The sequence below is a fragment of the Halorhabdus sp. CBA1104 genome, assembly GCF_009690625.1.
In the GTDB taxonomy this organism is placed as follows: domain Archaea; phylum Halobacteriota; class Halobacteria; order Halobacteriales; family Haloarculaceae; genus Halorhabdus.
Genome location: NZ_CP033878.1, coordinates 346,780 through 359,936, shown reverse-complemented (window position 1 = coordinate 359,936; position 13,157 = coordinate 346,780). Strand labels below are relative to the sequence as shown.

Annotated in this window: 17 protein-coding genes and 2 pseudogenes; 12 read left to right on the top strand and 7 right to left on the bottom strand. The window is 63.4% G+C overall.

Features of this window, described 5'->3' with window-relative positions; translation table 11 throughout:
- The first annotated feature begins 120 nt into the window (after positions 1–120).
- The 8 genes from Hrd1104_RS01960 to Hrd1104_RS01925 all read left to right on the top strand — a co-directional run bounded on the left by Hrd1104_RS01960 (position 121) and on the right by Hrd1104_RS01925 (position 4,409).
- Positions 121–1,452, top strand: a complete 1,332-nt coding sequence (locus Hrd1104_RS01960) for an MFS transporter (protein WP_154551169.1) — start codon at positions 121–123, stop codon at positions 1,450–1,452.
- 58 nt (positions 1,453–1,510) lie between these two features.
- The gene (locus Hrd1104_RS01955) at positions 1,511–2,230 is read left to right on the top strand and encodes a DUF2103 domain-containing protein (RefSeq protein WP_154551168.1); all 720 of its coding nucleotides are present in this window, start codon (positions 1,511–1,513) and stop codon (positions 2,228–2,230) included.
- A 70-nt stretch (positions 2,231–2,300) separates the two neighbouring features.
- Positions 2,301–2,585, top strand: a complete 285-nt coding sequence (locus Hrd1104_RS01950; RefSeq protein WP_154551167.1) for a 50S ribosomal protein L37ae — start codon at positions 2,301–2,303, stop codon at positions 2,583–2,585.
- Position 2,586: 1 nt separating this feature from the next.
- Positions 2,587–2,721, top strand: a complete 135-nt coding sequence (locus Hrd1104_RS01945) for a DNA-directed RNA polymerase subunit P (protein ID WP_154551166.1) — start codon at positions 2,587–2,589, stop codon at positions 2,719–2,721.
- 13 nt (positions 2,722–2,734) lie between these two features.
- Complete coding sequence (locus tag Hrd1104_RS01940) at positions 2,735–2,974, top strand: KEOPS complex subunit Pcc1 (RefSeq protein WP_154551165.1); 240 nt, start codon at positions 2,735–2,737, stop codon at positions 2,972–2,974.
- A 98-nt stretch (positions 2,975–3,072) separates the two neighbouring features.
- Positions 3,073–3,687 carry a hypothetical protein gene (locus tag Hrd1104_RS01935; RefSeq protein WP_154551164.1) on the top strand — a complete coding sequence of 205 codons (615 nt, stop codon included), beginning with the start codon at positions 3,073–3,075 and terminating at the stop codon, positions 3,685–3,687.
- 75 nt (positions 3,688–3,762) lie between these two features.
- Complete coding sequence (locus Hrd1104_RS01930; protein ID WP_154551163.1) at positions 3,763–4,161, top strand: prefoldin subunit beta; 399 nt, start codon at positions 3,763–3,765, stop codon at positions 4,159–4,161.
- Positions 4,158–4,409, top strand: coding sequence for a DUF3194 domain-containing protein (locus Hrd1104_RS01925; RefSeq protein ID WP_154551162.1), 252 nt, complete (start codon positions 4,158–4,160; stop codon positions 4,407–4,409). Before Hrd1104_RS01930 ends, Hrd1104_RS01925 begins: the two co-directional genes overlap by 4 nt.
- 1 nt (position 4,410) lies before the next feature.
- Here Hrd1104_RS01925 and Hrd1104_RS01920 read toward each other — a convergent pair whose 3' ends face one another.
- Positions 4,411–4,650 (bottom strand): hypothetical protein, encoded by a 240-nt coding sequence (locus Hrd1104_RS01920; RefSeq protein ID WP_154551161.1) that lies wholly within the window; start codon positions 4,648–4,650, stop codon positions 4,411–4,413.
- Between the two features lie 93 nt (positions 4,651–4,743).
- Here Hrd1104_RS01920 and Hrd1104_RS01915 point away from each other — a divergent pair, with 93 nt between their 5' ends.
- Both Hrd1104_RS01915 and Hrd1104_RS01910 read left to right on the top strand, forming a co-directional pair.
- The gene (locus tag Hrd1104_RS01915; RefSeq protein ID WP_154551160.1) at positions 4,744–5,268 is read left to right on the top strand and encodes a bifunctional nuclease family protein; all 525 of its coding nucleotides are present in this window, start codon (positions 4,744–4,746) and stop codon (positions 5,266–5,268) included.
- A gap of 219 nt (positions 5,269–5,487) precedes the next feature.
- Positions 5,488–5,823 carry a helix-turn-helix transcriptional regulator gene (locus tag Hrd1104_RS01910; protein WP_154551159.1) on the top strand — a complete coding sequence of 112 codons (336 nt, stop codon included), beginning with the start codon at positions 5,488–5,490 and terminating at the stop codon, positions 5,821–5,823.
- Positions 5,824–5,893: 70 nt separating this feature from the next.
- Here Hrd1104_RS01910 and Hrd1104_RS13540 read toward each other — a convergent pair.
- The 3 genes and pseudogenes from Hrd1104_RS13540 to Hrd1104_RS01900 form a co-directional block, all read right to left on the bottom strand.
- Positions 5,894–6,269, bottom strand: a pseudogene (locus Hrd1104_RS13540) (GNAT family N-acetyltransferase); the annotation flags it as partial.
- Positions 6,270–6,380: 111 nt separating this feature from the next.
- Positions 6,381–6,806, bottom strand: a complete 426-nt coding sequence (locus Hrd1104_RS01905) for a low molecular weight phosphatase family protein (protein WP_154551158.1) — start codon at positions 6,804–6,806, stop codon at positions 6,381–6,383.
- 84 nt (positions 6,807–6,890) lie between these two features.
- On the bottom strand, positions 6,891–7,406 hold the full coding sequence (locus Hrd1104_RS01900) for a redoxin domain-containing protein (protein WP_158854910.1): 516 nt from the start codon (positions 7,404–7,406) through the stop codon (positions 6,891–6,893).
- 114 nt (positions 7,407–7,520) lie between these two features.
- Between Hrd1104_RS01900 and Hrd1104_RS01895 the strand changes: the two are divergent.
- Positions 7,521–8,194: pseudogene (locus tag Hrd1104_RS01895) on the top strand (HAD family hydrolase).
- Between the two features lie 19 nt (positions 8,195–8,213).
- Here the strand turns inward: Hrd1104_RS01895 and Hrd1104_RS01890 are convergent.
- Positions 8,214–8,537 (bottom strand): multidrug efflux SMR transporter, encoded by a 324-nt coding sequence (locus Hrd1104_RS01890; RefSeq protein WP_154551156.1) that lies wholly within the window; start codon positions 8,535–8,537, stop codon positions 8,214–8,216.
- 230 nt (positions 8,538–8,767) lie between these two features.
- Here Hrd1104_RS01890 and Hrd1104_RS01885 point away from each other — a divergent pair, with 230 nt between their 5' ends.
- Entirely contained in the window at positions 8,768–10,819 is a 2,052-nt protein-coding gene (locus Hrd1104_RS01885) for a histidine kinase N-terminal 7TM domain-containing protein (protein WP_154551155.1), read from the top strand.
- Between the two features lie 77 nt (positions 10,820–10,896).
- On the opposite strand, the gene Hrd1104_RS01880 is transcribed toward Hrd1104_RS01885, so the two are convergent.
- Both Hrd1104_RS01880 and Hrd1104_RS01875 read right to left on the bottom strand, forming a co-directional pair.
- Complete coding sequence (locus Hrd1104_RS01880; protein WP_199268297.1) at positions 10,897–12,435, bottom strand: (R)-citramalate synthase; 1,539 nt, start codon at positions 12,433–12,435, stop codon at positions 10,897–10,899.
- Between the two features lie 177 nt (positions 12,436–12,612).
- Positions 12,613–12,975, bottom strand: a complete 363-nt coding sequence (locus tag Hrd1104_RS01875; protein ID WP_154551153.1) for a DUF192 domain-containing protein — start codon at positions 12,973–12,975, stop codon at positions 12,613–12,615.
- Positions 12,976–13,157 lie beyond the last annotated feature (182 nt).

Genomic DNA, 13,157 nt, shown 5'->3' with positions numbered 1-13,157 from the left:
CGATTCAGCGGTGGTTTCGCATTTTCGAATCGGAGTGGCGCCTCGACACTCGAGTGTGGCGGAGCCGAAGATGGGCACGCACGGCGAAGAATTTTGGCGCTCGGCGCTGGAAGCTGGGACATGCCAGACGAGCAGGCCGAAGCCGCAGGCCCGATCGACGCGTTTCGGTCCGTCTTCGCGCTCCGTCGAGACGTCCTCATCCTCTCGATTGCGATGTTCGCCTTCAGCCTCGGCTTCCAGATGACCAGCCGCTTTCTCCCCGAGTACATGCGTACACTCGGCGCGTCGGGATTCGTCGTCGGTCTCTTCGGGACGTTCGGAAACATCATCTCGGCGGTGTTTCCCTACCCTGGCGGTGCGATCTCGGATCGGATCGGGTCGCGATACGCCCTGACGCTGTTTGGCTTCCTCTCGACGCTCGGGTTCGCTGTCTGGCTGGCCGCGGGCCAACTCGGCGCGTTCACGGTCGCCGGCCTGACCGTCGAGCCGTGGGTGTGGATCTTCGTCGGCCTGCTGTTGGCCCAGGCCTGGAAATCCTTCGGCCTCGGGGCGACCTTCGCCGTCGTCAAGCAGGCGACCGAGCCCTCGCGGCTGGCGGCCGGCTTCGCGGCGACCGAGACGTTCCGGCGGGTCGCCTTTCTGGTCGGCCCCGTACTCGCGACTGTTTTGATCGGCCTCCACCCGTCGTTTACAGTCAGTTTCCGGTACGTGCTCGCGGTCGCAGTCGCCTTCGGTGCTGTCGGGACGCTCGTCCAACATTGGCTGTACGACGCCAGCGAAGACACCATCGGCGATAGCTTCGCTGGCTTGGAACAGATCCGCGCGGACCTCCGAGAGATGCCCCGGGAACTCCGGCCACTGCTCGTCGGGGATACCTTGGTCCGGTTCGCCAACGGTATGGTCTACGTCTTCTTCGTGCTCGTCGTCACCCGATTTTTCGCGGTCGGCCTGGAGACGACCGTCGCCATCGGTGGCGTTTCCTACGCGATCGACCTCTCGCCGGCGGCCTTCTTCGGTGTCCTGCTCGGCGTCGAGATGTTGGTCGCGCTGCTGGTGATGGCACCCGCAGCGAAGGTCGCCGAATACGTCGGCCTCAAACCAGTCGTCGCGGTCGGCTTTGCGGTCTATGCGATCTTCCCGGTGGTGTTGATCAATGCACCGCCAACGGCGACCGCAATGCTCGCCGTCTTTGCCTTCTCGGGGCTGCGCTTTGCCGGCCTGCCGTCCCACAAGGCACTCATCGTCGGCCCAGCCAAGCAAGACGCCGGCGGCCGTGTCACCGGGACGTACTACCTGCTGCGAAACACGGTTGTCATCCCCAGCGCGGCGATCGGCGGGTACCTCTGGGACTTTGCCAGCCCCGAGATCGCGTTCACGCTTGCGGCCGCGATCGGGGCGGTCGGGACGGGCTATTTCCTCGTCTTCGGCGAGGAGTTCGAGGCCTACCGGTGAGTCGCCCGAGGCGCGCGGATCGTCCCGCTTATTCGGCGTGAGTCCCCACGAGACAGTAATGCAGTGTCGAGAGTGCGCCGCTGACCTCGACCGACCGGGCGATTACTGTCTGGTCTGTCGAACAGCAAACGCCGACGTGGTCGTGCTCGATCTCGATCGGGATCGGGCACGCGTGACGACTCTCGACGGCGAAAAGATCCTGGGGACGCGGGTCGTCACGACGACGCCCGAGGACGGCGAGCTAAGCGGCGTCGAGTTGCGCAACTTCGCCGGGCAAGTTGCCGACGAGGTGCATCGCAAGCGCCCGGAAGAAGTCTACGTCACCGGGGATCGGACGGTCATCGACGCCGTCCGGTCGCAGTTCCATTATGAGTGTTTTCGCGTCAAAGGCGACGATCCCGTCGAGCGCGTCATCGAGCGACAGGGCGAACCTGCCCTCGAGGTCGTCGAGGCCAGTCCCGCCGAGAAGATCGGTGGCACCCACTCGACGCTGATCGGCAACCGGGACGGCAAGCGAGCCATCGAAACCGTCGCGGGGCACCCACACGTCAAGAAGATTATCCCCGGACCGATCGACGCCGGCGGGTCAAGCACCCGTGGTGGCGTCCGGGCGAAAGCGACCCGCGCCGACGAGGGCGGCAACGTCCGACTCCTCATCCGGGATGGATCAAGTGTCCAGGAGAACCGCGTGGTGACGACCGCAGGCGATCGCGAACTCGGCGAGCACGTCCGGGCCGACCTCAACGAAGCACTTCGCGAAGTCGACCTGGCGGAATAGCTGGGCCGTCGTGGTGCAGTGCCCGCGACTCAACAGGTTTATGGGCGCGCTCGCCCGAACTGCTGGTACTATGGCTGAACGAGGAGAGACCGGCAGCGCTGGCCGGTTCGGCGCACGCTACGGGCGAGTCGCTCGGCGTCGCGTCGCACAGATCGAGGAAGACATGCGCGACGAACACGAGTGTCCCGAGTGCGGAAACGACCGCGTCTCCCGCCAGGGGACTGGCATCTGGGAATGTAGCTACTGTGGCTACACGTTCACGGGCGGCGCCTACAGCCCACAGACGCCGGGCGGTCGAGCAGCCGAGCGGTCGATCCGCGCTGCACTCGCCGAGACGGCGACCGAGGAGGAGTAACATGGCCTACAAGTGCTCGCGTTGCAAGCGTGACGTCGAACTCGACGAATACGGCGGCGTTCGCTGTCCCTACTGCGGGCACCGCGTCTTGCTGAAAGAACGGACCCGAGACGTCAAGGAAGTCAACGTCGAGTAGCGACGGACGTCGGATGGACCACGAGGCAGTTCTCACCGCCGCGTACGACGACCCCGATAGCGCTCGCCTCGTCGAGCGGAGCATTGCCCTCGAAGTCGACGAGATCGACGGCGATCGCACGCAAGCGCTGGTCGAGCGAGAGGGGGCGACACTGACCGTTACGATTCAGGCAGCTGATCTGGTCGCGTTGCGTGCCGGGCTGACGACCTGGAGTGGGCTCGTCGAGGTCGCCGAAGGTGCGGCAGGGATCTGAAAGCTGCCAGTTGCTCAGGTCCCACCACAGACGGCCACCTGCATGGGCACAGAGACTGCTTCGGTACGTTTATGCGAGAAATCGCCGTTGCCAGTGGCATGGCCCAGCACAGTCACTCGACACAGGCAAGCAGTGGCATTCCGGTCGTCGGCGGGATCATCGGTGGGGCGAGTGCGTACCTCGTCGGGTTTCTCGCCATCCTCTTTGCGAAGTCGGGAGCGATACAGAACGACCTCACGCAGACTCTCGGCCAGATAGGTCAATTGAGCGGCGACGTGACGCTCCCCGAAGCCTGGCAGGTCGGTGGGTGGGTCTTCTATGCAGCCCACAACGTCGAGATTACGATGGATCTCTCGACAGCGGGACAATCGATAAGTCGGTCCCTGCCGGTCACCAACGGGCTGTTGTGGGAACCGTGGTTCCTCGTCGTCCCCATCGTCGCCCTGTTGATCGCGGGGTTCATCGTGGCGTGGACAGCTCCCGTCCAGACCGCCGCGAGCGGGTTTCAAGCGGGCGCATCGGTCGTCCTCGGATACGGGTCGCTTGCTATCGGAGGTGTGTTTCTGACCGAGTGGGGGCTGTCGATCAGCCAGTTGGGGACCGAAGTCACTGCGTCCGTCGGGCCGAGTCTCGTGCCGGGAGTCGTCCTCGTTGGTCTCGTGTATCCGATTATCGGTGGCGGAATCGGTGGTATCGCGGCTAGTCGGACGTGAGACGGCCGCTTATCGAACGAGCCGTGACGAGTCTCGAAAGGTGGGTTTTTCAGTACGGGTCCCGACTTGGTTGGTATGCAGGGTAATCTACCACCTGAAGCACAAGAGAAGCTCGAAGAACTGCAGGACCTCCAGGAGACGGCCCAGGAAGTCGCCCAGCAGAAGGGGCAGGCCGAAACCCAGCTGACCGAGGCCCAGAACGCCTTCGACACGCTCGAAGACATCGACCCCGAGACAGGGATGTACCGCGAGGTCGGCGAGCTCCTCGTCGAGACCGACTACGAGACGGCCGAGGAAGACCTCTCGGAGAAAGTCGACACGCTCGAAGTCCGCGTCGAGACGCTCGATAAGCAAGAAGAGCGCGTCCAAGAGCAGTTCGAGGAACTACAGAGCGAGCTCCAGGAGATGCTCGGCGGTGCCGGCGGCGGCGGTCCGATGGGCGGCGCACCCGGCCCAGGCGCCGGCGGTGCATGAACACCGGTAACGACCCGGACGCCGAAACCGTCGTCGAGACAGCTGCGGAAGCCGCCGAAACCGTCGTGTTCTCGCGGCTGGACCGCTCGCATATCGAAGACGTCGACATCACTGTCAGCTTCGAAGACGGCCGACTCGAAGTCGACGTGTATCTCGATGCACCCGACGGGCAGGCCGATCCCGAAACTGTCGTCGACGACGCAGCGCTTGCGGCACGTGGCGCAGTTGACGAACTCTTCTCGTCGTAGCTCAGCCGCGATCCTCGAGGGTATGTCCCTCGGCACGATCGCTGATAAATCCCGTCCGGAAGCCGATCCAGGCGAGGACTGAGATGAACAGAATTGGCGGCAGAATCATAAAGCCCCACAGCGGATCGAGTCCCCACCCGAGCAACAAGAGGAGATCCGCGAGGCCAAGTGCTAAAAACGGGATCACCGCTTTGAGGGCCTGTCGACGGTCGAACTCTCGGTCCACGGGTGGCGCGGTCACAGCTACGCTACGGGACGGGCGAGCAAAAGGACGACGGCCCCGGAACCGAGCGGCGGGGGAGTACTTTTCAGGCGTCATGTCCAATTTCGCGGCATGGAACACGAAGCGACGATCGAGGGGGTCGGCGTCGGCGTCGGAGAGGACGGGGCGGGGGCGCCAGTGGTGTTGTTGAGAGCGCGCGAGCAACTGGTCCCGATCTTCGTGAGCGGCGATCAGGCCCAATCGATGCAACTGGCTATCGAAAACGAACCGTTCGAACGGCCGCTGACGCACGACCTCCTCATCGAGATGATCTCGGAGTTCGGCGCGGCGATCGATCGTGTCCGCATCGACGATCTCTCAGAAGGGACCTTCTACGCGAAGATCGATGCCGAACAGTACGTCGAGGGGTCTCGTAAGAGTGCAGTCTTCGATGCCCGTCCCAGCGACGGCATCGCCATCGCCCTCCGGGAAGACTGTCCGATCATCGTGTCCGACGAAGTGGTCGAACAGGCCGGCCAGCCCCCGGAAGCGTTCGAGCCGGACGACGAGCCGGACCTGGACATCGACGAACCCGCGGAGTTTTCCCCAGACCTCGAACCTGACGAGTCCGACGAGCCCGACGAGTTCGACTTCTGAACGGCATCGACCGAAAGCGGGGCGCTGTCGGAATCACAGAATCACTCGGAGCTAGTCTGGGATCGACCAACATCAGGCGGACACACCACGGCGTCACTCACGATGGGCGTCCCGACTGCAGCCCAGTGTAGATTGCTGACCGGGGATGGTTTGACTGGTCTCGTGGGCGAAGACGCAGATACTGATTTGTGTCTGGGTCCCGTACGCGAGTGCAAAGAAATGGCCGCACAATCTACCGACTACCGGGTCGAGCCCGAAACGATGGCGCGGCTCGAAGCGATCCTCGACGGCAGCGACCCCGGTGGCACGCTGGATATCTTCGAGGCACTGTCCGACGAGCGGCGGCTACTCGTTATGCGGCTACTCGGGGAGTCAGCGCTGTGTGTCTGTGATCTGGTCGCACTGTTCGAGGTCGACTACTCGAAGCTCTCGTATCACCTCAAGGTACTCAAGGACGCAGGCCTGGTGACGACAGACCGGGACGGGAACTACGTGACCTACCAGCCGAGCGAGTGTGGCAAAGAGGTTATCGACGTGATCGAACAGTTCGAGTGAGCCCCTCCAACGCACCGCTCACTCCCGGTTTGTGTCCCACTCACTTTTCGAGATGCTGTAACAGACAGAATCGCGCGGCTCGTTCCCCGGAGTAGCCTGCCCCCAGCAGGGTTTGCGGAACCAGGTGCCAAGCGTCGCTCGCTGCTGATCCCACTCGACCCCGAGGCCAGCGAGGCCGGCAAACGCACCTGCCCGTTCTCCCGAGTTCGGTCGGACAACGCAGGTAGCGCTCTCACCGTTCTCGAAATCCGTCCCACAGGACTCGACCCACTCGACGGCCTCCTTCGGGTTCGAATAGGGATCCCACGTAACGTACTCGGTGATCTCGTCGATCGCCGGCCACCCTTTTTGAGGTGTTCGTACAGTTCGAAGGGGTCGATATCGTCGGGGTGGAGGTGCTCGTACCGGAGGCGCTCGCTCTCCATCTCGGTCGGGAACAGCGACATTGCCGGATCATCACGAGGTGTCGTGATATGCGTTTCTACCGAAACGACGGAGAGTCGAAGCCGGCTCTCGACCATGACTGGGCAGCACCGTGAGAGCACTCGGCAAGTGGCCTACTCGGCTGGCCCGAACAGTTCCTCGAACAGCTCGCGGACGTTGTTCGCAACCTGCTGGCGGATGTCACGAACAGTCTCGGGATCTTCACCGTCGGGGTCGGGCAACGCCCAATCACGAACCTCGACGTCGGCATCGAGTTCGAGCGTCGAACAGCCCATCGTCGCTACGACGTCACACTCGTTGAGTTGGGCGGTCGAGACCGCCCGTGGGACCCGATCAGACAGGTCGACGCCGACGTCGGCCATCGTCTCGATAACTGTATCGTGGACCGCCTCAGCTGGGTCGGTCCCGCCGGTGACGATTTCTACCTCGTCTTCGAGCCCGCGGCGCTCGCGCTCGCGTTCGGCAAAGGCCGTCGACATCTGGCTGCGACCCGCGTTCTGGACGCAGACAAACGCCAGCTTGGTTACGTCTTCTGTCATCGAGTAGCCACAGGACTTCCCCAAAGGAGTAGATTGCTATGTTCGGTACATAGCTCTCGGTATCGTTGCCTTCGGACGCCCGTCTCACTGATACGAAACGGGAGGTGCTTCGAACGGCTCGGCGAGCACCGTCGAGAGCGTCTCGGCCGCACCGACGAACGGCGAGTGTGCGGGTTCCGAGAGTGGGTCCTCGCTGTGCCAGGCATACCGGACCGTCCAGTCGGGATCGACCACGAAGACCGCCCGTTCGGGAACGCCGGCGTGTCCGCGGACGTCCTCGGCGACGACGTCGTAGGCATCGGCGATCGACACGTGCAGGTCCGACAAAAGTGGAATGTCAATCTCGCGAGTTGCGGCGTACTCCTCGTGGGCAAAGAGGCTATCCGAGGAGATCCCCCAGACGACCAGATCGTCTCTGTCGAGCCACTCGCCGGCCGCGACCAGATCCGGCGTAATCGTCGGGACGAAATCGACTGGATACCACAACAAGAGTGCCGCCGAACCTGCCTGGAGAGGATCAAGCAGGTTGTAGTACTCGGGCTCGCCGTCGACGATGCCCGGCAGTGAGAAGTCCGGTGCCATCGCGCCGTCTTCGATCATGCCCGCTACTCCGGAGAGGGGCCACAAGAGCGTGGCGTCCATTCCGTCACTGATCGGCCACTGGGCACTCCCGTGACCGGAACGTTCTCTACGGCCCAGTCCCGTACTTCGGCCATGTACGAGGCCATCGTCTTCGACAACGACGGTGTGCTGGTGGAACTGACCGAGATGGCTCTCCACCGGCGCGCCGCCCGCGACACGTTCCGGCATGTGGGTGTCGACGATCCTGCTGACGAGCACGTCGAGGCGATGAGCATCGGCGTGACTGTCCCGAAGCTGCAGGCCGTCTGCGATCAGTACGGGCTCGATCCCGACCGGTTCTGGCACGAGCGCGACGAGTTGATGGCCCGTCGCCAGCAAGAGGCCATCCGCAACGGGGAGAAGGGCGTCTACGACGATATCGGGGTAATAGACGCAGTGGAGCGACCGATGGGCGTCGTGAGTTCGAACCAGCAGGCGACCGTGGAGTTCGGGCTGCAAACCTTCGACCTCGAGGACCACTTCGAGACGATCTATGGCCGGGCACCGACCGTCGAGAGCCTCCGGCGCAAAAAGCCCGCCCCTACTATCTAGAGCAGGCCCTCTCGGACGTCGGGACCACGGACGCGCTGTACGTCGGCGACAGCGAAACCGACGTCGAGGCAGCCCACGCAGCTGGCATCGACGCGGCGTTCGTCCGCCGGCCCCACCGTGAAGGCGAGGAGCTATCGGTCACACCGGAATTCGAGATCGACGGCCTCACAGAGTTACCGGCGATTCTCGACGGCAAGCGGCCCGCAAGCGACTGACGACGGCGGCCGAACGCGGTCAGGACCCGCCGGAGACGAGATGCAGACCGACGATGCCGACGACGATCGTCCCAATAAAGAAAATGCGTGCGAGCGTGGCTGGTTCGTCGAAAAGTACGATGCCGAGAGAAGCCGTCCCGACGGCTCCGATTCCGGTCCAGACGGCATAAGCAGTCCCCACCGGGAGTTCTTTGACGGCCTGAGCCAGGAGGAGCATACTGATCACGAGCGCGACAGCCGTCCCAATGGTCGGCAACGGCTTCGAGAGCCCATCTGAGTATTCGAGCCCGATCGCCCAAGCGATTTCGAAGAGGCCAGCCACGAAGAGGATCCACCAGGCCATCACGCACGGGCTAGGCCAGTGACGCATCTAAACGCAGTGATCTGTATCGAAACCTTTCAGTCAGCCGTCCCCTTGGGACGAAAACGGACGCTGAAAAAGACCACAGTGGTTTTCTGTGCAGGACGGATCCGAAAGCGGCGACGGCAGGGAGCCATGCAGGTCTGCTCGCGGCGATCAGTCGGCCTGGATCGTGCTGTGGGAGGAACGAGCACCGCAAAGAGAGGGAGAGTATGCAGGAACTCCGCATCATCGTCGCGCTTGCTGCCGCCAGCATCTCGCTTCTGCTGGCGATGTACACGTTCGTCGTCCGCTGGCATCGGCGCCCAAGCAAGACACTCGCGGCGTTCGGCGTGTTGATGCTCGGGACGACAGGATGGGCACTCACAGCGGGATTGGGGTATATCGCACCGACCGCCGACGGGATGAGACTGTGGCTCCACCTCGAACAGGTCGCCATCGTGCTCGTTCCCAGCGCGTGGTTCGCACTCGCAGTGTCGTATACGGGCCGAGAAAATTGGCTCACCCGGAAGACAGTCACACTGCTCGCCGTCGAGCCGATCATCACCCTGTTGGTGACGGCGAGTAATCGCTGGCACGGCCTCATGTGGGCCGAGACGACCGTGGCGACGGCCATGGACGGCACGGTGTCTCTGGAGTACACCTTCGGCCTGTATCACTATCTCCACCTGGCGTACTCCTATACGCTGGTACTGGCAAGCATCGGTCTGTTTCTGTGGATGGTCCTGACCTCCGATCGGCTCTATCGTCGCCAGTCGGTCGCGCTGACCGTCGGCGTCCTGGCCCCACTCGCGACGAACATCTTCGCCGGGAGTGGGCAACCGTGGGACGTGCTGTTCACGATGCCGACAGGATTGACGATTGCGGGGCTGGCGCTTGGGTATGCCATCTTCCGCTTTCGATTGTTGGACGTCGTTCCAGTCGGGCGGGCGACCGTTATCGAGAAGATGCGTGATGGATTCGTCGTGCTCGACGAGCACGATCGGATCGTCGATCTGAACGCAACCGCCCGGACGTTAGCTGGTGACGATGTGATCGGCACGCAAGCGACGACGGCACTGCCAGAGTTGTCACAGTTGTTCGAATCTCGCGATCCCGAGAGTCGGACCCACGACGATATCGTCGTCGAGACCGACGACGGACAACGCTTCTATACGGCTCATCTCACCCCGCTCCGGGACGACGGTTCTCTCGGACGGCTGCTGACGATCCGTGACGTCACCGACAATCGACGCATCGAGAAACGCTACCAGGCACTCATCGAGAACGCGTCGGATATCATCACGGTCGTCGATCAGGAGGGAACACTGGCATACGTCAGCCCGTCGGTCAAGCGCATCCTCGGACGCGAGCCGGAGACACTCCGTGGCCAATCACCACTCGAATACGTGCATCCGGACGACCGCGCCCGAGTCAAAACCGCCTTTGCCGATATCGGCGTCGATACCGGAACCGTCCGGTTCGAGTGTCGGGTCGAAGACGCCGACGGGACCGTTCGCGTCGTCGAGTCGGTCGGTCAGGACCTCACCGAGAACCCATTCGTCCAGGGGATCGTCGTACACACGCGTGACGTGACCGAGCGACACCAACGGGAACAGGAACTCGAACGCGCGAACGAACACCTAGAGGCCTTTGCGAGTGCGATCAGCCACGACCTCCGAAACCCACTCAACGTCGCGGCGGGCAACCTCGAACTGGCGCGGACAGAGAGAGAAGAAGCATACTTCCAGCGCGTCGAAAGTGCCCACGAGCGGATGGAGACACTCATTGACGATCTACTCAGGCTTGCAAAGCAGGGCCAAACCGTCGCCGAAACGGACCAAGTAGATCTCGAGACGGTCGCAACCGACGCCTGGGAGACCGTCGAAACGGCCCAAGCGACACTCGACATACGAGAGACGGATACCATCGATGCCGACCGGAACCGGCTCAGGCAGTTGTTCGAGAACCTCTATCGGAACGCGATCGACCACGCCGGTGAGGACGTCACTGTCCGCGTTGGGACGGTTTCGGACGGGTTCTTCGTCGAAGACGACGGTCCGGGCATCCCGGCCGACCAACGCCAAGCGGTGTTTCAAAGCGGCTACACCACGAGTACCGACGGGACCGGATTCGGTCTCGCTATCGTCCGAAACATCGTCGACGCCCACGGCTGGTCGATCCAGGCTGTCGAAAGCGAGTCGGAGGGCGCACGCTTCGAGATCAATTGTGTCGAGGCCATCGCGGAAACGACTGCGCCGGCAGCGCCATCCGGACAGGGGTAAGCGGTATCGGGAGCGCTGGTGGCCAAGCGACAGTGATATCCTGCGTAGTCTCGCACTGGCGCGGGACTGGGCGCCGATCAGTCGTCAGCCACGAGCGGTTCAGTTTCTGGTTCGACCAGCCGATCGATCGCATCGACCATCGCCTCGACGGAGGCCCGAGTGATGTCGGCGTCGCTGCGTGCAACCGTCACCGAGCGATCGCCCCGCGACATCTCGACCTCGACGGTGACGAGAGCGTCCGTCCGGCCGGTGATGGCATCGACGTGGTAGGAATCGAGGTTCCAGTCGACGGCACGGCCCAGCGCGTCCTCGACGGCGTTCATCGCCGCGTCGACGGGGCCGTCGCCGACCGCGGCCTCGGTCCGCTCGACGCCGTCGATGACGACGTTGACGCTCGCGGTCGGTGTGCCACTTCCGGCGATAGTCGTCAGGTCCTCGACTCTGACACGGCGCTCGCGATCACGGTCCTGGACGTCCTCGGCGATGGCCAGCAGGTCGGCATCAGTGACGCGCTTGTCACGCTCGCCGAGTTCCTTGACGCGCTCGAAGATGGCGTCGAGTTCCGCATCGACGACTTCGATCCCGTGCTCGGCGAGGGCGGCCTCGACACCGGCCCGCCCGGCGTGTTTACCAAGCGCAAGCCGTCGCTCCCGGCCCACCTTCTCGGGTGGGTAGGGCTCGTACATCGACTCGTCTTTGAGCGTGCCGTCCGTGTGGATGCCACTCTCGTGGGTGAAGGCGTTCTCGCCGACGACGGCCTTGTTCGGAGCCAGCGGGATACCGGTCTTGTTGGCGATGAGCTGGGCGAGATCGTACACCCGGTCGAGGTCCATCGTCTCGACACCGTAACCGTGCTCTAAGGCGATGGCGACCTCTTCTAAGGCGACGTTGCCGGCTCGCTCGCCGATGCCGTTGATGGTCCCGTGGACGAGATCGGCACCGGCCGCAAGCGAGACCAGGGCGTTGGTGACCGCCAGCCCGAGGTCGTCGTGGGTGTGAGTGCTCGTCGGCCCGAGAGCCGCGAGCCGCGAGACCGCATCGAGCGTGCGATCGGGCGTGGCGTGACCAACTGTGTCGGCGTAGCAAACCCGATCAGCGCCGGCATCGAGGGCCGCGGCCATGAGTTCTTCAAGGAAATCCAGATCGGCCCGGGAGCCGTCCTCGCCGATCACCTCGACCCAGAGGTCGTGATCGACGGCGTATTCGACCAACTCGGCGGTGTCGGCGATCACATCCTCGCGGGTCGTCGAGAGCTTGCCCTCGATATGGCGGTCACTGGCCGGGACGACCAGGTGGACGCCGTCGACACCGGTCTCGACGGCGAGGTCGATGTCCCCGCGGACGTTCCGGGCGAAGCTGGTGATCGTCGCGTCCAGATCCATCGACGTGACGCGGCGGATCGTCTCGCGTTCGCCGGGGCCGGTGACGGCACTGCCGGCCTCGATCACGTCGATCCCGGCGGCATCGAGTTCGCGGGCGATGCGTGCTTTTTCCTCAGGGGACAGCGATACCCCTGGAGCCTGTTCACCGTCACGGAGCGTCGTATCGAGCAACGCCACGTCCGAGAGCGATTCGAGTGGCTCGGTCGCGGGGTGCTCGCCGAACAATCCTGGCAAAATTCGGTCCTCACTACTGGGGGAGAATTTCGCGCCCAGCCGCCGTGGGGCGACTTCCTCTATCCTCGATCGTCGGGGATGGATCCGACATTGTACCCGAGGGAATGTGCTCGACGTTCATGAAGATACTGGTCCCGGCACGGATCGAGTCCAGAAGAGCGCGGTGACGAAAAACGATCAGGCGTTGTCGTCTTCGAGGACAACACGATCGCCCACCTCGACGTCGTCGGCCCCGCCAGGGGGAAGCTCGATCACGCAGTCGGCTTTCGCCAGCCCGAAGCCGATCCAAGACCGGAGCGTCGATACCTGCTGGACGTCGCCATCGCGGACCCACACGACGTCGATCGGCGTGCGGACGAACACCATATCGATATCTCGGCGGCCGACGGCCTCGAAAGGAAAGACGAGAGCGAAGTCCGCTGGGATCGAGGAACGGCCCCGGAGTCCGCGGAACTTCGCCCAGAAACCATCGGCGACGTGGACATCCGTCGCGAGCGTTCGACGCTCGGTCCCGTCGCTCGGGTCGTGGACGACGCGCATACTGGCTCGTCTGTGCGCCCGAAAATAATGGTTTGGAAGCAACCGGAGAGAGACAAAGAGCGAAAATTTTAGTGAGAGGGCCGTGAGCGTGGCATATCGATGCCGTATTGCCAGGAGTGCGGGACCGAAGTCGAACAACAGCAAGAGACCTGTCACGCCTGTGGAACCGTCCTGCGTTCCGG

Bases quoted from the DNA above. Each gene is read 5' to 3' on its own strand.
- Hrd1104_RS01940 (WP_154551165.1), top strand. From the start codon at position 2,735: ATGGACCACGAGGCAGTTCTCACCGCCGCGTACGACGACCCCGATAGC.
- Hrd1104_RS01915 (WP_154551160.1), top strand. From the start codon at position 4,744: ATGGAACACGAAGCGACGATCGAGGGGGTCGGCGTCGGCGTCGGAGAG.
- Hrd1104_RS01890 (WP_154551156.1), bottom strand. From the start codon at position 8,537: ATGGCCTGGTGGATCCTCTTCGTGGCTGGCCTCTTCGAAATCGCTTGG.
- Hrd1104_RS01960 (WP_154551169.1), top strand. From the start codon at position 121: ATGCCAGACGAGCAGGCCGAAGCCGCAGGCCCGATCGACGCGTTTCGG.
- Hrd1104_RS01875 (WP_154551153.1), bottom strand. From the start codon at position 12,975: ATGCGCGTCGTCCACGACCCGAGCGACGGGACCGAGCGTCGAACGCTC.
- Hrd1104_RS01945 (WP_154551166.1), top strand. From the start codon at position 2,587: ATGGCCTACAAGTGCTCGCGTTGCAAGCGTGACGTCGAACTCGACGAA.
- Hrd1104_RS01955 (WP_154551168.1), top strand. From the start codon at position 1,511: ATGCAGTGTCGAGAGTGCGCCGCTGACCTCGACCGACCGGGCGATTAC.
- Hrd1104_RS01935 (WP_154551164.1), top strand. From the start codon at position 3,073: ATGGCCCAGCACAGTCACTCGACACAGGCAAGCAGTGGCATTCCGGTC.
- Hrd1104_RS01885 (WP_154551155.1), top strand. From the start codon at position 8,768: ATGCAGGAACTCCGCATCATCGTCGCGCTTGCTGCCGCCAGCATCTCG.
- Hrd1104_RS01910 (WP_154551159.1), top strand. From the start codon at position 5,488: ATGGCCGCACAATCTACCGACTACCGGGTCGAGCCCGAAACGATGGCG.
- Hrd1104_RS01905 (WP_154551158.1), bottom strand. From the start codon at position 6,806: ATGACAGAAGACGTAACCAAGCTGGCGTTTGTCTGCGTCCAGAACGCG.
- Hrd1104_RS01950 (WP_154551167.1), top strand. From the start codon at position 2,301: ATGGCTGAACGAGGAGAGACCGGCAGCGCTGGCCGGTTCGGCGCACGC.
- Hrd1104_RS01925 (WP_154551162.1), top strand. From the start codon at position 4,158: ATGAACACCGGTAACGACCCGGACGCCGAAACCGTCGTCGAGACAGCT.
- Hrd1104_RS01900 (WP_158854910.1), bottom strand. From the start codon at position 7,406: ATGATCGAAGACGGCGCGATGGCACCGGACTTCTCACTGCCGGGCATC.
- Hrd1104_RS01930 (WP_154551163.1), top strand. From the start codon at position 3,763: ATGCAGGGTAATCTACCACCTGAAGCACAAGAGAAGCTCGAAGAACTG.